The 19,321-nt window shown below is 61.0% G+C and carries 20 protein-coding genes; 16 read left to right on the plus strand and 4 right to left on the minus strand.

Going from position 1 to position 19,321, the window contains the following annotated elements:
* Positions 1-72: 72 nt before the first annotated feature.
* Complete coding sequence (locus AC3WOH_RS21875; RefSeq protein ID WP_492231434.1) at positions 73-954, plus strand: cytochrome c oxidase subunit 3; 882 nt, start codon at positions 73-75, stop codon at positions 952-954.
* Positions 955-1,022: 68 nt separating this feature from the next.
* Here the strand turns inward: AC3WOH_RS21875 and AC3WOH_RS21880 are convergent, their stop codons facing one another.
* Positions 1,023-1,256, minus strand: a complete 234-nt coding sequence (locus AC3WOH_RS21880) for a twin transmembrane helix small protein (RefSeq protein WP_492231435.1) — start codon at positions 1,254-1,256, stop codon at positions 1,023-1,025.
* A gap of 15 nt (positions 1,257-1,271) precedes the next feature.
* Here AC3WOH_RS21880 and AC3WOH_RS21885 point away from each other — a divergent pair, with 15 nt between their 5' ends.
* The 13 genes from AC3WOH_RS21885 (at position 1,272) to AC3WOH_RS21945 (ending at position 15,737) form a co-directional block, all read left to right on the plus strand.
* Positions 1,272-2,057 carry an SURF1 family protein gene (locus tag AC3WOH_RS21885; protein WP_492231436.1) on the plus strand — a complete coding sequence of 262 codons (786 nt, stop codon included), beginning with the start codon at positions 1,272-1,274 and terminating at the stop codon, positions 2,055-2,057.
* Entirely contained in the window at positions 1,999-2,751 is a 753-nt protein-coding gene (locus AC3WOH_RS21890) for a redox-active disulfide-containing membrane protein (protein WP_492231437.1), read from the plus strand. The genes AC3WOH_RS21885 and AC3WOH_RS21890 overlap by 59 nt, the downstream gene beginning before the upstream one ends.
* Positions 2,748-3,947: a COX15/CtaA family protein gene (locus tag AC3WOH_RS21895; protein WP_492231438.1), complete on the plus strand. Its 1,200-nt coding sequence runs from the start codon at positions 2,748-2,750 to the stop codon at positions 3,945-3,947. The genes AC3WOH_RS21890 and AC3WOH_RS21895 overlap by 4 nt, the downstream gene beginning before the upstream one ends.
* Complete coding sequence (gene cyoE / locus AC3WOH_RS21900; protein WP_492231439.1) at positions 3,944-4,846, plus strand: heme o synthase; 903 nt, start codon at positions 3,944-3,946, stop codon at positions 4,844-4,846. Before AC3WOH_RS21895 ends, cyoE begins: the two co-directional genes overlap by 4 nt.
* A gap of 16 nt (positions 4,847-4,862) precedes the next feature.
* The gene (locus tag AC3WOH_RS21905) at positions 4,863-5,489 is read left to right on the plus strand and encodes an SCO family protein (RefSeq protein ID WP_492231440.1); all 627 of its coding nucleotides are present in this window, start codon (positions 4,863-4,865) and stop codon (positions 5,487-5,489) included.
* A 680-nt stretch (positions 5,490-6,169) separates the two neighbouring features.
* Entirely contained in the window at positions 6,170-10,558 is a 4,389-nt protein-coding gene (locus tag AC3WOH_RS21910; protein ID WP_492231441.1) for an RHS repeat-associated core domain-containing protein, read from the plus strand.
* Between the two features lie 833 nt (positions 10,559-11,391).
* On the plus strand, positions 11,392-11,793 hold the full coding sequence (locus tag AC3WOH_RS21915) for a hypothetical protein (RefSeq protein WP_492231442.1): 402 nt from the start codon (positions 11,392-11,394) through the stop codon (positions 11,791-11,793).
* Between the two features lie 74 nt (positions 11,794-11,867).
* Entirely contained in the window at positions 11,868-12,281 is a 414-nt protein-coding gene (locus AC3WOH_RS21920; RefSeq protein ID WP_492231443.1) for a hypothetical protein, read from the plus strand.
* Between the two features lie 87 nt (positions 12,282-12,368).
* Positions 12,369-12,734: a hypothetical protein gene (locus AC3WOH_RS21925; protein WP_492231444.1), complete on the plus strand. Its 366-nt coding sequence runs from the start codon at positions 12,369-12,371 to the stop codon at positions 12,732-12,734.
* A gap of 86 nt (positions 12,735-12,820) precedes the next feature.
* On the plus strand, positions 12,821-13,180 hold the full coding sequence (locus AC3WOH_RS21930; protein ID WP_492231445.1) for a hypothetical protein: 360 nt from the start codon (positions 12,821-12,823) through the stop codon (positions 13,178-13,180).
* Positions 13,181-13,318: 138 nt separating this feature from the next.
* A complete protein-coding gene (locus tag AC3WOH_RS21935) occupies positions 13,319-13,675 on the plus strand; it encodes a hypothetical protein (protein ID WP_492231446.1) in 357 nt (118 codons plus the stop codon).
* A 536-nt stretch (positions 13,676-14,211) separates the two neighbouring features.
* A complete protein-coding gene (locus AC3WOH_RS21940) occupies positions 14,212-14,649 on the plus strand; it encodes a hypothetical protein (protein ID WP_492231447.1) in 438 nt (145 codons plus the stop codon).
* 782 nt (positions 14,650-15,431) lie between these two features.
* Positions 15,432-15,737: a hypothetical protein gene (locus tag AC3WOH_RS21945; protein WP_492231448.1), complete on the plus strand. Its 306-nt coding sequence runs from the start codon at positions 15,432-15,434 to the stop codon at positions 15,735-15,737.
* Positions 15,738-15,759: 22 nt separating this feature from the next.
* Here AC3WOH_RS21945 and AC3WOH_RS21950 read toward each other — a convergent pair whose 3' ends face one another.
* On the minus strand, positions 15,760-16,269 hold the full coding sequence (locus AC3WOH_RS21950; protein ID WP_492231497.1) for a hypothetical protein: 510 nt from the start codon (positions 16,267-16,269) through the stop codon (positions 15,760-15,762).
* Between AC3WOH_RS21950 and AC3WOH_RS21955 the strand changes: the two genes are divergently transcribed.
* Both AC3WOH_RS21955 and AC3WOH_RS21960 read left to right on the plus strand, forming a co-directional pair.
* Complete coding sequence (locus AC3WOH_RS21955) at positions 16,223-16,441, plus strand: NTF2 fold immunity protein (protein WP_492231496.1); 219 nt, start codon at positions 16,223-16,225, stop codon at positions 16,439-16,441. The genes AC3WOH_RS21950 and AC3WOH_RS21955 overlap by 47 nt on opposite strands.
* A gap of 82 nt (positions 16,442-16,523) precedes the next feature.
* Positions 16,524-16,898: a type II secretion system protein GspG gene (locus tag AC3WOH_RS21960; protein ID WP_492231449.1), complete on the plus strand. Its 375-nt coding sequence runs from the start codon at positions 16,524-16,526 to the stop codon at positions 16,896-16,898.
* Between the two features lie 211 nt (positions 16,899-17,109).
* On the opposite strand, the gene AC3WOH_RS21965 is transcribed toward AC3WOH_RS21960, so the two are convergent.
* Both AC3WOH_RS21965 and rpoH read right to left on the minus strand, forming a co-directional pair.
* Entirely contained in the window at positions 17,110-18,186 is a 1,077-nt protein-coding gene (locus tag AC3WOH_RS21965) for a Bug family tripartite tricarboxylate transporter substrate binding protein (protein ID WP_492231450.1), read from the minus strand.
* Between the two features lie 143 nt (positions 18,187-18,329).
* On the minus strand, positions 18,330-19,271 hold the full coding sequence (gene rpoH / locus AC3WOH_RS21970) for an RNA polymerase sigma factor RpoH (protein ID WP_492231451.1): 942 nt from the start codon (positions 19,269-19,271) through the stop codon (positions 18,330-18,332).
* Positions 19,272-19,321: the final 50 nt, after the last annotated feature.

Here is a 19,321-nt window from a genome sequence, read left to right on the forward strand (position 1 = left end):
GGCATGGCCAGCGTCCCCACGAGTACGATAGACAGATAACAAAAGATTCAAAGAGATTCAGGAGCTGAAGAAATGAGTGCATCAAGCCACGGAACCACACCGTACTACTACGTGCCCGCCGAATCGCGCCACCCGGCGATGGCGGCTGCCGGCCTGTTCTTCGTGATCCTGGGCGCGGGCCAGTGGATCAACGGCCACGACTGGGGCAAGTACTCCCTGCTGCTGGGCCTGGTCTGGTGGCTGTTCGTGCTCTACCAGTGGTTCGGTGACGCCGTGCGCGAAAGCGAAGGCGGCCTGTACGGCCACAAGATCGACCTCTCGTACCGCTGGAGCATGAGCTGGTTCATCTTCTCGGAGGTGATGTTCTTCGGCGCCTTCTTCTCGGCCCTGTGGTGGGCGCGCGCGCACTCCGTGCCGGCCCTCGGTAGCCTGGACAACGCGCTGCTGTGGCCCGACTTCAAGGCCGTGTGGCCCAGCATTGCCGCTGGCGTCACCGCATCGCCCGCCGGCATCGTCGAGCCCTTCCAGACCGTGGGCCCCTTCTGGCTGCCCACCATCAACACGGCCCTGCTGCTGACCTCGGGCGTCACGCTGACCATCGCCCACCACGCGCTGCGCGAAAACCACCGCGGCAAGACCATTGCCTACATGTGGGCCACCGTGGTGCTGGGCTTCACCTTCCTGTGCGTGCAGGGCTACGAGTACTACCACCTGTACACCGACCTGAACCTCAAGCTCAACTCGGGCGTGTTCGGCTCCACCTTCTTCATGCTCACGGGCTTCCACGGCTTCCACGTGTTCCTGGGCATGCTGATGCTGCTGTTCATCACCCTGCGCCTGCAAAAGGGCCACTTCACGGCCGACAAGCACTTCGGCTTCGAAGGCGCCGCCTGGTACTGGCACTTCGTGGACGTGGTCTGGCTCGGCCTGTACGTGCTGGTCTACTGGATGTAATCCGGCACGGCCTTCCACAAAAAAAGCGCCGTGAGGCGCTTTTTTTGTTCCGGCGGGGCAGCGTCGGCTCAGCGTGTGCTGGCCGGCAGCCCCGTGGGCTGGATGTAACCGAGCTGCCAGGCCACCAGAATGCACAGGAACAGTACGATGGACAGCCCCACCCGCAGCGCCAGCGCGCGCGCCATGCGGCGGCCCTTGGCCTTATCGTCGCTGGCATCCTTGCCGCCACGCATCATGAAGAACAGGGCCGAGGCCAGGCTGGCCAGAATGGCGATGAAGGCCAGCACAACGAGGTATTTCATGGAGCACATTATCCCGTGACCGACACGCGACGCGCCCTGGGCCCGCTTTTCTGGCTGGTGTTGCTGGCCGCCCTGGCCGGCATGGCGGCCACCGCCTCGCTGGGGCGCTGGCAGCTCTCGCGCGCGGCCGAGAAAGAGGCGCTGCAGGCCCGCATCGACGAGCGCCTGCGCGAGCCTGCCATCGATGGCCGCGCCCTGCTCGCCGCGACAGCATCCACACCCGCATCCGCCGACGCACAGCAGGCCCTGGTGCACCGCACCGTGCAGCTGCAGGGCCGCTGGCTGCCCGAGCACACCGTGTACCTGGACAACCGCCAGATGCAGGGCCGGCCCGGCTTCTTCGTGCTCACGCCGCTGCAGCTGGCGGGCGAGCCTGGCGCCGTGGTGCTGGTGCAGCGCGGCTGGGCGCCGCGCAATTTCCAGGACCGCATGCAGCTGCCGCCCGTGCAGACGCCCGCCGGCCCGGTGCAGGTCACGGGCCGCGTGGCAGCGCCCCCATCGCGCCTGTACGAGTTCGAGGGCGGCGACAGCGCCAAGGGGTCTTCCCGCATCCGGCAAAATCTCGACCTGGCTGCCTTCGGGGCAGAGACCGGCCTGGCGCTGGCGCCCCTCACGGTCTTGCAGACCGGAGCGGCTGGCGAGGGGCTGCTGCGCGACTGGCCGGTGATCGGCGCGGGCGTCGACAAACACTACGGTTACGCATTTCAATGGTTCGGGCTCTGCGGCCTGATTGCACTTCTCTATGTCTGGTTCCAAATCGTCCGACGCTTCGTTCGCCCACGCCGCCAGCCAGGCACCTGAGCCACACAGCAGCGGCGCCGCCCACCCGCTGGGCCTCACGGTGCACAGCCTGCCCGAGGCGGGCGAGGCCGTTGCCAGCAGCCAGCGCACGCGCCATGGCCGCTTGAAGATGTTCGGCGTGCTGCTGATCTGCGCCGCCCCGGTCATCGCCTCGTACTTCACCTACTACGTGATCCGGCCCGAGGGCCGCCGCGTGTATGGCGAACTCATCCACCCCCAGCGCAGCATGCCCGCGCTGGTGGGCACCACGCTCGACGGCACGCCCCTGGCCCTGGCCTCGCTCAAGGGCCAGTGGCTGCTGGTGAGCGTGGCCGGCGGCGACTGCAACGACACCTGCCAGAAGCACCTGTACCTGCAGCGCCAGCTGCGCGAGACCCTGGGCCGCGAGAAGGACCGCGTGGACTGGGTCTGGCTCGTCAACGACAGCGCGCCCCCGCCACCGCTGCTGGCCCCGGCCCTGCAGCAGGCCACCGTGCTGCGCCTGGCGCCCGAGGCCCTGGCGGCCTGGCTCATGCCGGCCGAGGGCCATGCCCTGCAAGACCACCTCTACGTGGTGGACCCCATGGGCAACTTCATGATGCGCTTTCCCGCCGCCATGGACCGCAGCGGCGCCGCCAAGGCCAAGCGCGACCTCGACCGCCTGCTGCGCGCCTCCTCTTCGTGGGACGAGGCCGGCCGGCCCGCCAAGCCATGAGCGACGCCCAACCCCTGTACGACCTGGCGCCGCTGGCCCGCCTCATGCTGCTGGGCGTGCTCATCGCCCTGGGCCCGCTGGTCTGGGTGTGGCTGCGCAACCGCAAGAGCACGCCGCTCAAGCGCCTGCAGGCGCTCACCGTGCTCACGCTGTTCCTCACCTTCGACCTGGTGCTCTTCGGCGCCTTCACGCGGCTCACCGATTCGGGCCTGGGCTGCCCCGACTGGCCCGGCTGCTACGGCAACGCCAGCCCCGTGGGCGCACGCGCCGAGATTTCCGCAGCCCAAAGCGCCATGCCCACCGGCCCCGTCACCCACGGCAAGGCCTGGGTGGAGATGGTGCACCGCTACCTGGCCACGGGCGTGGGCGTGCTCATCATCGTGATCACCGTCTCGTCCTGGGTGCAGCGCCGCCAGGCCCGGCAGCAGGGCATCGCCGAGCCGCCCATCAGCCCCTGGTGGCCCACCTTCACGCTGTTCTGGGTGTGCCTGCAGGGCGCGTTCGGCGCGCTCACGGTCACCATGAAGCTGTTCCCGGCCATCGTCACGCTGCACCTCATCGGCGGCCTGGTGCTGCTGGCCCTGCTGTGCGTGCAGGCCGTGCGCCATGCCCACTGGGCCCAGGGCCGGGTGGCCGAGCGCATTGCCCCCGCATTGCGCCAGGGCCTGCTGTGGACCACCGTGCTCGTGTCCGTGCAGATCGTGCTGGGCGGCTGGGTGAGCACCAACTACGCCGTGCTGGCCTGCACCAGCTTCCCCACCTGCCAGGGCAGCTGGTGGCCGGCCATGGACTTTGCCCAGGGCTTCCAGGTGTGGCGCCAGCTGGGCCTGCTGCAGGACGGCAGCCACATCAGCTTTGCCGGCCTCACCGCCATCCACTACGTGCACCGGCTCATGGCCTATGTGGTGCTGGCCGCGCTGCTGGCGCTGGTCTGGCGCCTCTACAAGGCCACCGTGCTCGGCGTGCAGGCGCGCTGGCTGCTGGCGCTGTCGCTGGCGCAACTGGCCACCGGCCTGTCCAACGTCGTGCTGGACTGGCCCCTGCTCGCCGCCGTGCTGCACACCGGCGGCGCCGCCGCCCTGGTGGTGGTGCTGACCTGGGCCCTGGCGTCCAGCCGCTCCGCTGCCACCACTGCCACTGCAGCCCCCGAAGAATCCCAGGCGCCGCAGGGCGCATCGAGAAGAGTGTCCGCATGAGTGTCGCCCCCGCCCTACCGTCGTCGCTGCCCTCGCGTGCGGCGCAGTTCTATGCCCTGACCAAGCCGCGCGTGGTGCAGCTCATCGTGTTCTGCGCCCTCATCGGCATGGTGCTGGCCGTGCCCGGCATGCCCACCGGCGCGCAGTTCGGCCGCATGGCCATTGCCTGCCTGGGTGTGTGGCTGGTGGCCGGTGCCGCCGCCGCCTTCAACTGCATCGTGGAGCAGGGCATCGACGCCAAGATGAAGCGCACCGCCTGGCGCCCCACGGCCAAGGGCGAGCTGTCCAATTCGCAGACCCTGCTGTTCTCGGCCATCCTGTGCGCGGCCGGCTCAGCCCTGCTGTACTTCGCCGTCAACCCGCTGACCATGTGGCTCACCTTTGCCACCTTTGTCGGCTACGCGGTGATCTACACCGTGATCTTGAAGCCACTCACGCCGCAGAACATCGTGATCGGCGGCGCCTCGGGCGCCATGCCGCCCGTGCTGGGCTGGTCGTCCATGACGGGCGACGTGGGCCCCGAGGCGTTGATCCTGTTCCTCATCATCTTTTTGTGGACGCCGCCGCACTTCTGGGCCCTGGCCCTGTACCGCGTGGAGGACTACCGCAAGTCAGGCCTGCCCATGCTGCCCGTGACGCACGGCAACGAGTTCACGCGCCTGCAGGTGTTCCTCTACACGCTGATCCTGTTCGCCGGCTGCCTCATGCCCTTTGTCTACGGCATGAGCTCGTGGATCTATTTGATCGCCGCCGTGCTGCTCTCCGCGGGCTTCTGCGGCTACGGCTTTGCCCTGTGGCGCAAGTACTCCGACGAGCTGGCGCGCAAGACCTTCCGCTTTTCCCTCGTCCACCTGAGCGTGCTGTTCGCCGCCCTGCTGGTGGACCATTACGTGCTTTGAACGGCCCCATCCGACCATGATGCAGAAACGACGACACGCCTTGAAAGCCCTCGCCCTGGGCACCGCCGCGCTCGCCAGCGGCGCGCTGCTCACCGCCTGCGGTGAGAAGAAGGAGCAGGCGCTGCAGTTCCGCGGCGTGGACATCACCGGCGCCGACTACGCCCGCGACCTGCCCCTGACCGACCACAACGGCCAGGCGCGCAGCATCAAGGACTTTGCCGGCAAGGTGGTCGTGGTGTTCTTCGGCTTCACGCAATGCCCCGACGTGTGCCCCACCGCCATGGCCGAACTGGCCGAGGTGAAAAAGGCCCTGGGCACCGACGGCGACAAGCTGCAAGGCATCTTCGTCACGGTGGACCCCGACCGCGACACGCCCGAAGTGCTCAAGGCCTACATGGCCAACTTCGACCCCAGCTTCCTTGCCCTGCGCGGCACCCCCGAGCAACTCGCCGCCGTGGCCAAGGACTTCAAGATCTACTACAAGAAGGTCGAGGGCAAAACCCCCACCAGCTACAGCATGGACCACTCCGCCGGCAGCTACGTGTATGACACGGCCGGGCGCCTGCGCATCTACAACCGCTACGGCAGCGGTGCGCAGGCGCTGGCGGAGGATGTGCGGGCGTTGCTCAGCCAGGCGGGGTGAGGGGAGGGGGCCTAGGCCTGGGCCTCGATCCAATGCGCCTGCCCTGCCTTCCGCCGACCGCGTACCGTACCGCGTGGCGATCGTTTTCGGGTGGATACAAATACTTGCAATGAAGGGCCGCGCCTGGCGTTGCAGCGGCGGCGCTGATCCGGCTTCTTCGGTACATTCCCCTCATCAAAAAAGGTGCCCTTGGGGCACAGATCATGAGGGAGAGGCTGATGCGTTCATGGATGGCCAGGCTGCTGGCGGTATTGCTTGTCGCGTTTTCGGGGCATGCGTATGCCCAGTATGAATATAAAAAGATGTGCATCGAGTGGGCCCCTGTTGATGGGTGGGCCACATGCCGTCTGGCACCCGATTCCATGGATGCGTGGTCCTACGGTACCGGTTTCGGAATGGCCGATGCGGAGATGATTGACGGCCGCAGTGGCTACAGAAGTGAAGACATTGCCTTCCAAAAAGCGTTGGACTTTTTTGTCTACAAGCACCCTGATTTTCCAAAGATATGCCAGCTTACGTATGAGCGTGGAAGCGAATACGAGGTTAGAGAGCGAGATAAATTTGCAAATTCCCAAGAGGATGTCTGGAAGGTAAAAACCTTCCAGATATCTCATGGACTCAAGGATCAGAGCGGACTTTGCGTCGGTGTTGGAAACAGGTACGGCGGACTCATCACCGCCATGAGAGGCCCCAGGTGTAAAGAGGGCAGTGCATATCGTTGGACCAGCGATATCAACAGCTACGTCTGCACCAACGACATCAAGAAAAGCCCCGAGCCTTGCGACCTGTGCGCGGCCAAGCGCGCCAATGCCACCCACGGCAATCCCATCCTGGTGCTGGACCAGGAAAAGATCGAAACCGTTGTCGACCTGGCTTCCGGCGAAGCCTTTCCGCTGACCTTCCAGCGCATCTACCGCAGCCACCGGGCCCGGGACAAGGACATCTGGTTCAACAGCTATTTCAAGGACCCGGGCAACCATTCGCTCGGTGATGGCTGGCTGCACAACCACGATATTCGCCTGTCGGTTGCGAAAGGCGGCGGGGGCATAGGCTCGTCGTCCTCCGGCGGTTCTGGCGGCGGCACGCCAGGGCCGGTCGGGGTTGAGCTGGCGGGCGGATTTTCGGTGGTGCGCATCCAGATGGGGGATGGCAGCTTCAGCTTCTTCCACAAGAAAAATGGCGACCCCTCGTACACCGGGCGCAACCCACTGCAAGTCCTGACCGGAAGTTCCGATTCGGGCTGGACCCTGCAAGACAACGAGACCGACACCCGCTACGAATTCGACCCGAAAGGCCGGATCGTCCGCAAGGTCCATCGCAATGGCTGGTACCTGCTGTACGTCCATTCGAACGATGGTCTGCCCATGAGCGTGCAAAACAACTTCGGTCGCACCCTGACCTTTGTCTACGGCGACAGCAACAAGCTCATCCAGGTCATCACCGACAACCAGCGCACCATGAACTATGGCTACGCCAATGGGCGGTTGAGCACGGTGCGCCAGCTCGACGGCACCAGCGTCGAGTACCTCTACACCGACTCCACGGCAACCGTTCCACCCCTGCTGGCGGGCATCAAGGACGAGAACAGCGCGCGCTACTCCACCTACACCTATGACGCCGCAGGCTGGGCCATCCGAACAGAAAAGGCCAGCTCCGCAGACCGCTACGCGACCCCCACCCAGCGCGAAGTGATCGACCCGCTGGGCACCTCGCGCACCTACAACTTTGCCAGATACGGCAATGAGCTGACCTATGTGGGCGCCTCGAAAGCCCCGGCCTCGCCCGACGCTCCGCCGTACTACACGGGGGTGCTCAACACAGCCGGGCTGGTCAACTACTACCAGGACCAAAAATACAACCAGACCAGCTACACCTGGGACACCAGCCGCCGCCTGCCGCTGGACATCCGGGAGGGCGACGGAACCCCCGAAGCCCGCAGCACCATCATCGCCTGGCACCCGCAGTGGCGCCTGCCGGTGACCATCACCGAAGCCGGCCGCGTCACCCGCTACACGCACGACAGCGCGGGCAACATCCTGACCCAGGCCGTCACCGACACCAGCACGGGCACAGCCGGCACGGTGCGCACCACCAGCTGGACTTACCACCCCACAGGCCTGGTTGCAACCGAAACCGCCCCCAACGGCGCGCTCACCAGCTACACCTACGACACCCAGGGCAACCTCACCAAGACCACCAACGCCCTGAGCCACGTGGACACCTTCACCCACGATGCCGAAGGCCGCGTGCTCACCCACACCGCGCCCAACGGCCTGGTGGTGGCCTACACCTACGATGCACGGGGCCGCGTGCTCACCAGCAAGCGCGGCAGCCAGCTCACCACATTCACCTACCACCCCACGGGCGCCCTGGCGACGGCGGCCTTGCCGCACGGCCACACCATCAGCTACAGCTACGACGGTGCCCACCGCCTGGTCGGCTGGAGCGACAACCGGGGCAACACCGGCACCTACGGGCTCGATGGCATGGGCAACCGCACCAGCGAGGAAGTGCGCAATGCCCAGGGCCAGACGGTCTGGCAGCTGGCGCGCAGCATCAACAGCCTCAACCGCCTGGAAACCAGCACCGCCGGTGGAACGCAAACCACCACCTACACCTACGACAGCAACGGCGACCTGTACCAGGCCAAGGACGGAACCAACAACTCCGACTACTACGTGCGCGACCCGCTGCGCCGGGTCAAGACCCTGTACAACGGAGAAAACTCCACGGCCTTGCTGACCTACAACGCGGTGGACGACGTCGCCTCGGTCAGTGACTTCAAGGGCATCACCACCGCCTACACCCGCGACGCCCTGGGCAACGCCACCAGCGAACGCAGCTCCGACATCGGAGAAAAAACCGCCCAGTACGACGCCCTGGGCTTGCCCAGCAGCATCACCAACGCCTTGGGCCAGGCAACGACGATCACGCGTGACCCGCTGGGCCGCCCCACCTCCATCGTGCATGCGGGCGGCACCACCACCCTGCGCTATGACCAGGACGCCACCAGCAAGGGCTACCTCAGCGAGATCGAAGACAGCAGCGGCCTGACCACCTACCAGCGCGACGTGCACGGCCGCGTGACGAGCCAGACCCAGAAGCTCATCAACAACGACACCCGCACTCTGGCCTACAGCTACAACGCCACCACGGGCTTGCTGGCCAGCACCACCTACCCGGGTGGTCAGGTGCTGCAAAACGTGTATGACGCCACCGGCCAGCTCACCGGCCTCACCTGGGCCGGCCAACCCTTGGTCAGCGGCATCACCTGGAGCCCCCTGGGCCAGCCCACCGGCTGGAGCTGGAACCTGCCTGGTGCATCGGCAGCCATCCCGGCCAGCCGCACGTACAACACCGCGGGCCAGCTCACCAACACCGAGTTCAGCAGCTACACCTACAACGCCGCAGGCCGCATCATCAGCCTCACCCAGAGCCTGATGCAGCCCGCCAGCACCGACGCCCAGGCCAGCACCGTGGTCGCAGCCCCCGCCACCTGGACCGTGCAGTACAGCTGGACAGGCCGCATCACCGGCTTCACCAAGACCGTCACAGGCGGCACCGCTGCCAACAGCGTGACCTACACCTACGACAAGAACGGCAACCGCCTCACCAGCACGCAACAGCGCGCCGGCACCACCACCAGCCGCACCTACACCGTCACCGCCAACCGCCAGACCGGCTTCAGCCAAACGCAAACGGGTGGCAGCACTTCCAACACCAGCGTCATCTACCAATACAACACTGGCGGCGACCTGCTGAACGACGGCCTGCGCACGTTCCAGTACGACAGCCAGGAACGCCTGGAAAAAGTCACAACCGGCACCGGCGCAGACGCCCCCAGCACCCAGTACGCCCACAACGCCCTGGGCCAGCGCGTGTTCAAGACCGAACCGCTGTTCGCCAGCGGATCGGGATCAGGATCGACCACCAGCGGCAAGAACCTCAACAACCTGCTGGCCGACCCCGAAGACCAGGAAGAGACGGAAAAAGAGAAGGAAAAAGACAAGGGCCTGATCCAGACCGCGTATGAATTCTTCACCCGCCTGTGGAGCCCCGGCAGCAGCGACGCGCAAAAGCTTGGCTTCGCGTACGTCTACGGCCAGGACGGCACCCTGCTGGGCGAATACGGCATGGGCGGCAGCGCCAGCACCGGCACCACCCAGTACATCTACCTGCCCACGGCCAACGGCCCCATGCCCATTGCAGCCATCGTCAATGGCGTGGCGTATGCCGTGCACAGCGACCACCTGAACACCCCGCGCAAGCTGACCCAGCCCGACGGCCAGGTGGCCTGGCAATGGGCCTACAGCGCCTTTGGCGATGAACAGCCCACGCTGGGATCCAAGCGCTTCACCGACGCAACCACCAACCCCACCACGGGCAGCACCGGCATCCCCGAGGTGACCTTCAACCTGCGCTACCCGGGGCAGTACTACGACAAAGAGAGCAACCTGCACTACAACTACTTCCGCAGCTACAGTGCGGAGCGGGGGCGGTATACGCAGGCCGATCCGATTGGGCTGGATGGTGGATTTAATCGGTTTGGGTATGTGGGGGGAGATGCGCTGAATGCGGTTGATCCATATGGCTTGTTTGAGCTACCTTCCCTACCACAAGGAGTCGTAGACTTCTCTGCAGGATTTGGCGACATCGCCAGCTTTGGGCTGACTGAATATATCCGACAGGGATATGAAATTGGCTCAGTGAACAGCTGTTCTGCTGCATATATGTACGGGCAGGTCACTGGTATCGTTGGGGCAGCAGGAACATTGGCGGCTGGTGGTACGGCTATCAATATTGGGATTAGATCAATCGGTGGAGTCCGTACACTTTATCATTTCACCAGCAGTGCAAAATTCGCTGGAATTACGACTGATGGTTATATTGCGGCCCACCCAGGTTTATATGGCATCGGGGTGTATGCGACAGCCATCAATTCGCGGCTATGGGCAATGCTTTCTGGCGCGAGTTCTACGGAAGCGGTTGTGGTTATTCAAGGCGCTCGCGCTATTGCCACGCCATGGCCGGGGAGTTTTCGTATTCTAGGAAACGTCCCCGTAAGATGAGGATTTTATGAAAAACAGCACAATCCTTAGTCAATTGCTTTTGATATTCGTATTTTTGTTAATTACTGTAATATGTCAAATTATTCTATTTAAAACAGATGAAAACACGTTTTTAGAGGCATTGCTTTCGCGGCAATGGTTGTGGTTGCTGTACTTCATTATTAGTGCATTTATTGTGCATGTAGTAATTGGAAGGAAATTGAAGTAGCTGCAAATCCGTTTGCTGAGGTTAGGTCCCGCCTTTTGCTTCTACGCCGTAGAAAATCTCCTGAGGAATGGCGGGGTCAGGTTTTGTCTTTTGCCTCCAAGCCATAGAAACTCCCCTCCATTCATCACCAAAATGAGCCCGTCAGCTTGCGGAGGTCCTCAAATGGCAAAACCACTGCGAATCGAGTTGCCCGGTGCCATCTACCGCGTGACCTCGCGGGGTGACGGGCGCGAGCCCATCGTGCTGGGCGATGATGATCGCGAAGACCTGCTGATCGTTCTGGGTCAGGCGCTGCGTCGGTTCGACGCCCGTGCTCCGGCGTGTCGCGTGTTAGTTGGACTTGTCGGTCTTGCGTGTCAGCTGTATCGTGTCGGCGCTGCGGGCTGTGATACCGGGGTCCACGAAGGAACTGAGAACAGCGTTGGAAAGGGCACAAGGTAAGGTCTGGCCGCCATGGTTCGATAAATGCCCGGACCTGCAGTTCTTGTCCGAGTTGGACATCTTCGCAAGGTGAACAATGATATATAGTTGTGTCGGGTTTGATATACGCGTCTGGCCATGTGACGGAACCATTGGTGTTGATGGTTCGGCTTGGAGTCACCATGGGGATATGTATAAAGAAATAATGAATGAATTTGGCCTTCAGGAGAATTTTTATCAAATTCTTCAAATTGAAGATCAAGCCACTTTGGACTCTGTGCAGGAAAGAGTAATGGGATATGATTCCTGCAGCATGATTGCCATTCAATTGCCGTTGTCTATTGCGGTGCTCAATGAGAAAAAATATGGGTATCCAGTGGCAAACAAAATTTCACTGAAAAACTACAAGGCTTTGGGGGTTGATATTGCTGACGTCAATGGTTTCTTCTCCATTCTTTCCAATGATGAGGTGAAGTCTTTCAGGAAATCATCAGGCTTGATCCCGGAGGGTGATGTGGGTGAAGTCCTTGAGGTATTGCAACTTGCTGGCGTTGTTGACAAAAATCATGCACCCTACTGCGCAGTAAAAATTTCATCTCTGAAGTAGGGGTTCCTGGGTGACGTCTTAGAAGATTTTTAGTAAGGCAAAAAGCAAGGCCTGGTCACTGTTGCCTTCATAAGATGAAATTCAACTCCCGTTCACTCCGTCCCTGGCTCCTCATCGTTCCAGCGCTTTTGGCGGCTGCATTTTTCTCGTTGCCACGGCACAACTGCTGCGATGATGCCGACCCAGAACTGGAGGCACTGACGACCCGTGCTGTGGCAGGGGACTTGGGTGCCATCAAGGTGCTGTACCAACGGGCGAAAACAGGAGGCGTTCAGCCCATGGAGGAGTACTGGGCCATGGAAGGCGCATTGCGCGGCGACAAGGCACTGCGGGAGGCCTATGTGGAAGTCTTCCATGCAAGAATAGCGAATACCGACAGGAAGCAACGGCTTTTGGCCGCAATGAAGCACCGCTCAGAAATGCCTGGCGCAACGTGCCTTCTCGCCATGTTGGGTGGGGCATCGTCTGCTGGGGCGGCTTGCAAGTAAAAAAGTAACGCGGTTGTGCGCTCGGTTGCCCAGGCATTCATGAATGGCTGCGCTACGAGAGGGCGGTGGCGCAAGACAAGGATGGGCATGACGAAAACGCGCGCCATGGTCATGGGACTGGTTGCCGCGGCGATGTTGCCGGCCGGTTATCTGGCAATGGCATCGCCACTCACGCCCGAAGGCTGGCCTGCTGTGGTGGTCTCGTTCTTTGTCTTTCTATTTTTTTCCACGGCCGCCACCCTGGTTCTTGCAGTTCCATCGCTGCTTGTACTGCAGAGGCTGGGGCTGGTGGCATGGTGGTCAACCATGATCGCTGGCGGGCTTGTGGGGGCAGTCGCACTGCTTTATGTGACTTCATGGGAGAGCTACCATCTCCAACCCGTAACGCAGTTTGTTGCACTCGGATCGATCTCGGGGCTTTTGTTTTGGATATTTTGGCGATTGGGGCGGTAATGTAAGCCCGTATGATTGCCAGAGTTGCCGGTGCGTCTTTCGGCTTGCTGGCGGAGCTGTGAAGAATTAATTGGGGAGGTTGAAAAGTGAACAACAAGGAAAAATTTCGTCGGCGAGCGGTCGCAAATTTTCTTGCTGGCATGGTATCGGTTGCGCTCGCTTTGTATGTGCTGCAGAAAATATCGATACTTTCCACCCCCAATAGGGTTGACTTTTATGTATTGCTCGCTGTGTTCTTTGTATTTGTTGTTGTTTCATTCTTGTATTTTTTTGCTGCTGTGTTGATGCGCTATAGGTACGTGCCAAACCTGCCGATGGAGGATGTGAAGCGCCTCAAAAGATTGTGGTACGAAGAGGACTCGAATGCTTTCTTTGTGGTTTGGTACCGCGGTGCTTTTTACTTGACCGGGTTGGACTCTGGTGATCCGGAAGCCCACCCCAAGTGATGCCTCAGCCGTGGGTGCAGACCAAAGTCCTTCGCCATGCCCGTCTCCGTGCTGATTGAACTGGAGTGGTGTCTGCCAAGAAGAGCCCGATGCAATGCGAAGACCAGATCAAACTAGTCCATCCCGAAAAGCAAAATTGTGAAGAAAATCATTTTTATTTTCATCCTGTTGTTGATCTCGGCGATTGCTTACCCCACACTGGGTGTAAATTATGAAAAAAGAAGAATTGCCGCAAAAGCCATTGAAGATCAAAATTCTCTAAAATCAGAAATCGAAAAAATACTTCTGTCGTGCCCGCATGCCTTGAATTGCTATGCGGAGACAGGGGCTACGTCTTTTGTTGATTATAGGTCGGTGGTTGATGAGCGAGGGGTGATTGAATTAAAACTAAATAACGGAACATTGATTCAACTGCATCCGCTGTACAAATCTGGAAAAATTGAGTGGCAATGCACTGCGAATAAGCCAAAAAATGTTCCTCCTGAATGTCGGTAGGTAGGCTTGGGCTTCGTGCACGTCAGGGTCAGGTCTACGACAAAAAGAGCGATCCTGGAAGCCGCAGTTGAATGGGGATGGCGGGTTCAGATCTTGCCTTTTGCCCTCAAGCCTTAGACACTCACCTCCAACACCAGCTTGCCCCAATGGGGTCACCTGAAGGACGGACACTGGTGCGCTCATCTGCCGGGCCCGAAGGGCACTACAACCAACTGCGCAGCCATTGCGCCGCGCTGCTGAAATGATGATGCTTTCTGCGCATATGGAAGACCTCGTATGGTTGTTCGTTCCATCGCTATCGTTCTTGATGTGCGCCCGGCTGCGAGGCACTTCTTCTTCCATTGCCAATGGGGTTGTTGCCGCAGCGGTGGGTGTGATCGGTTGGGGCTTCGGGCCCCGGTGTCTTTGCTCTGACGCCCAAAGCCTGTTGGCGGGCTCTTTGTTGTTTTCGTTGTCTTATGGTGTCGCCATGTATGTGCTTTTCTCTCTGGGAGCCGCATGGTGGGGTGCACTGTCAGTGAGGCGGTAGAAAAGCCATGAGAAAACTTCTTCAAAGAGCCAAGGCGATGCTGGGGCTCTTCAACCTTACGGAGTTTGAAGCCCGACTCCTTGCTGAACTGAAAAATAGACTTCCCGATGCTTGGCGCGACATTCTGGATAGCCAGCTAATTGAATTCAATCAAACGGATCGGCTCATTGGCGAGTTGAGAGGTGAAGTGCCGCCGTTTGGACACACGTCTTTCTATAAGAATGTTTGGGGCAAGTCGTCTAGGAAGTTTGCCAAGCGCTTTCCAACCGAAAGGGACAGCGATGTCCTGGCGACCCTGGACGTCGTCGAAGGCGACGGCAGCACTATCTCGGTGGAGTTTGTCTTGGTTGGTGGCATATTGTTTTCGATCAAGTATCGATCTCCAACAAAACGGTATGTGCCAAATGGTGACTTCGCAATAGAAAACTTCAGGCTTCTCATTTAAGGGAAGCATCAACACCTTTGGGTTCGCAGGTGCGGGGTACGGGGCGACTGCCAACTACAACGCTGAATTGGGAGGCTGCACGTGCAAATAACAGGTGAGTCGTTTGTATTGATTGAGCGATGGTCGAAGCGAATTTCCGTAGTCTTCTTCTGGCTATTGAATTCGTTGGATCTTCTTTTGCTATTTAGCGGACGAATTCCGGGGGGGGGATTCTTGCTAGGGGCCGTGCTGAGCGTGATTCCCTACATTGTTTATCTCAAATATGTTCGAGGAAAACTGGAGAAATCAATTGAAAGGTCTCAATAGGTTGAAATTATCTTGTAAATTTAACACGGGATGACGGAGTCAGGTCTTGCCTTTTGCGGGGGTGACCGGCGTGAACCCACCGTGCGGAAGGCCGATGGTGATCGCGAAGACTTGCTGGGCAGTGGGGCTCAAGCGCTGCTGCACTGGTTTGACACCTGTGCCCTGGCGGATTGCGTTGCCTGCGGCGGCGCGCAAGGGATGCTGAAGCACAAGAGCTACCCTTTGGGGGTGAGGCGCTGCTGTATCGGTTGGTTGGATACCTGTGCCCCGGCAGATCGCGCGCCAGTTGGGCTTGTCGGCTTCGCGTGTCAGCCGTATCGTGTCGGCGCAGCGGGCATTGATGTCGGGGCCGGGAAGGAGCTGTGGTCCGGGTTGGAAAAGGCAAAACCTCGCCCCTATTGTTTACCCCTTACTATTAAAATTGAATTGCTTTCGAATGGTCCGCCTTTTCTTGGAGCTACTGCGGTTGGGTAGACATGTTGAAAATTTTTGCTAAATCTTTCCTTTTTGTATTTGTGGCTGCAATAAGCACAATTGTTGCGGCCGGAAAATTATGGTCGTTTATTGATGAGCGCATAGATGCAGAGGCGCTGCATTTGGCGGCAGATATTGTCGGTCCGTATATTGGATTCAGTACCCACGGAGATAAAACTCAGCAACATAATGTTGTTCAAATGGTGGTTCATTGGATATCCACACCCATTGGCATTGCTGCTGGATTTGCTGCATTGTTTATTCTTGAGGTCGTATTAAGGCGAATGCAAGCCAGCAATAAAAAGTGAAAAAACCACCTGAAATCCCATGTCAGCCCCAACTGTTGGGGGCTGGTGGCTTAGTTGTTGGTACCGGGGACGAAGGGACCATGTCTTGCCTTTTGCCCCCACCCATAGAAATTCTCCTCCAGCGATCACCTTCACAAATCACCCTGTCGCAGATCGCGCGCCAGCTGGGCTTGTCGGTCTCACGCATCAGCCGTATCGTGTCAGCGCAGCGGGCATTGATGCCGGGGGGCGCGAAGGAGCTGCGGCCGGGGTTGGAAAAGGCAACAGGCAAGGCCTGATCGCTACTATTCGCTAGAAAATAGGTGAAGAATGAATAAATCCGCTTTATTCGAAGGTATAAAAGCCATTTCAATAAAGGACTTTTATTAAAAATTTGCATATCGCTGGCGGTCTTGCCTGCGATATTGGCTGCAATCGCATTTTCAGTGAAGAACTCAAACTTTGCTATAGATGATGGACGCTCGCACAGGCCCAGAAATGGTTTTGTGCCAGATGAGGAAACTGCCGCAAGAATAGCGGAAGTAATTGCCAAGAGAGTATATGGTGATTCCAGAATTGAGGGGCAAAAACCGTTTCAGGTCCATCTTGGAGGCGATGTTTGGAAGGTTTCCGGGACCATCCCCCCAGATATCTTGGGCCAGAGATTTGAAGTCTATATTTCAAAAGAAAGTGGGCGAATTTTTCGCGTTACGCATGGCAGATAATTGCGGGCAGTCCCACGGTTGAAGCGCAACACCTGTGGCCGTCCCTATATGGCAAGCCAACCCCCGACGTAAGGTGCATTCCATGGGTTTCCGATTTCGCCTGGGCCTTGGCGTCGGCGCCTTGCTGGCCGCTGGCCTGCTCTATGCCCTGCTCCAGCCGCCCCTGGACAGCAACGCCGACGAGCACCATCGAATGCAGACGCACGCCATCCTCGAACTGGTCGGCAGTTCCCTGGACCACTGGGCCGCCCAGCACGGGCGCGTGCCCAGCGACCAAGAGGCACTGAGCGTTCTGGAACTGCGCGCTTCTTCTCCCGTGCGAGACGGATGGGGGCATCCCCTGGTCTACCGGGCCGTCCCTGGCCATGGTGGGCGCCCATTCCAACTGCGGTCCGTGGGGCCCAATGGCCGGGATGAGGGTGGGGGAGGCGACGACCTGGGCTTCCCTGTGCGATAGACCGATAGACCGACAGACGGATAGACAGACAGATAGATGGATCGTCTGCCTGGTGGCTCGGTCGTCTATCCGCTGCCGGTGGATTGCCGGCCGCTGGCGCAGGCAGGGCTGCGGGCTACCTGCAGCGCAGGCAAGCGAGCAGGGAGGCACGCAAGAGGGCGCCGGCCCTCCCTCGTGCGTGCCTGGCCTGCCGTGGCCCTGGCTTGCTTGCTTACTCGGCCTTGATGCCGCGCATGGCGATCACGCCGCCCAGCAGGTTGGTGTCGGCCTTGATGCGGTTGGCCAGGCCTTCGGGCGAGGTGCCCACCACCTGCCAGCCTTGCTGGAACAGCTTGCTGCGCACGTCGGGGCTGCGGGCGATTTCGCTGATGAGGGCGGCGACCTTGGCCTGGATGGGCTTGGGCATGGTGACCGGGGCGGCGAAGGCGTTCCAGATCTCCAGGTTGTAGTTGGTGATGCCGGCTTCGGCCAGGCTGGGCACGTCGGGCACCAGGGGGCTGCGGCCCGAGGAGGTGACGCCGATGGCGCGCAGCTTGCCGGCCTTGACCTGGGCCTGGGCCAGGGCAGGGGGCAGCAGGGCCATCTGCAGCTGGCCGCCGAGCATGGCCGTGGCCACCTGGGGGTAGCCGGGGTAGGGCACATGCACGGGGTTGATGTTGCTGCGCGACTTGAGCAGCTCGGTGCCGATGTGGCCCACGGTGCCCACGCCGGGGGTGCCGTAGCTCCACTTGTCGCCGCCGTTGCGGGCGGCCACGAAGAATTCGCGCGCGTCGGCCGTGGCGGGCACGCCGGGCTGGCTCACGGGGGCGGTCAGCACCAGGGGCGAGGTGCCGATCAAGCTCAGCGGGGCCAGGTCCTTGATGGGGTCATACGGCACGGCGGGGTTGAGCATCTTGGCGATGGTCATGTTGCCGTTGATCATCAGGCCGATGGTGTGGTCGTCACGCGCCTTGGCCACGGCGTCGGCACCGATGTTGCCGCCCGCGCCCACCTTGTTCTCCACGATGACCGGCTGGCCCAGCGCCTTGGACAGGGGCTCGGCGATTGTGCGGGCCGTGAGGTCGGGCGAGGAGCCGGCCGGAAAGCCCACGATGATGCGCACGGGCTTGGTGGGCCAGGCCACGGGGGCTGCTGCTGCGGCCGGGGCGGCTGCCGGCTTGGCAGTGGCAGCAGGCTTTTGCTGGGCTTGCTGGGCCAGGGCCCAGGGCGACGACGACAGGGCGGCGATCGCCAGGGCCAGGGCCGCGCGGCGGGGAACGACAACAACAACAGGGCGTGACAAGAGCATCTCCTTGAAAGTGATCTGCAGCGGATGCCGCGCCCAAGAAAAAAGGGCCCCGACGGGGCCCTTGTGGTGGAGGCGCTTCAACCGCGAAGCAGCGATGGTAACGCGCCCTTTGCAGCGAAGCGGATCGATGCTTATGCGGATACTTATGCGTATTCCGCCAGCGCCTTCTTCATCTTCTTCATGGCGGCCACTTCGATCTGGCGAATGCGCTCGGCGCTCACGCCGTACACGGCGGCCAGCTCGTGCAGCGTCATGCCGCCCGTGCCGTCGTCGTTGACCTTGAGCCAGCGCTCTTCCACGATGCGGCGGCTGCGCTCGTCCAGGCTGGCCAGGGCGTCGGCAATGCCGTCGGTGGCCAGGTAGTCGCGCTGGCGCGATTCGATCATGGCCGTGGGCTCATGGGAGGCGTCGGCCAAGTAGGCGATCGGGCCGAAGGCCTGCTCGCCATCGTCCGATGGGGCCGGGTCGAGCAGCACATCGCCACCCGACAGGCGGGTTTCCATCTCGATGACTTCTTCGCGCTTGACGTTGAGCTGCTCGGCCACGGCGTCGATCTCGCGGTCCGACAGGGTGTCGCGGTGCGTGGCGGCATCGGCGGCGGCCGCATCGGCCTTGAAACCCTGCTTCATGGACCGCAGATTGAAGAACAGCTTGCGCTGGGCCTTGGTGGTCGCCACCTTGACCATGCGCCAGTTCTTGAGGATGTATTCGTGGATCTCGGCCTTGATCCAGTGCATGGCATAGCTCACCAGGCGCACGCCCTGGTCGGGGTCGAAGCGCTTGACGGCCTTCATCAGGCCCACATTGCCTTCCTGGATCAGGTCGCCGTGCGGCAGGCCATAGCCCAGGTACTGGCGCGAGATGGAGACGACCAGGCGCAGGTGCGACATCACCAGCCGGCCGGCGGCGTCCAGGTCGTTGTTGTCCTTGAGAGCGCGTGCATAGGTCTGCTCTTCCTCGTGGGTGAGCAGGGGCAGGCGGTTGACGGCCGAAATATAAGCGTCCAGATTGCCCAGCGGGGGCACCAGCGCCCATGGGTTGGCGGGCGCCAAAGTCGTCGTAACGGTTCCAGATTGAATGTTCATTCCGGGAATCCTTTCCTCTAAGCCGTGATATTAGCACTCTCTTTGAGTGA

The sequence above is a fragment of the Acidovorax sp. FW305-C-20-28 genome (assembly GCF_058783375.1).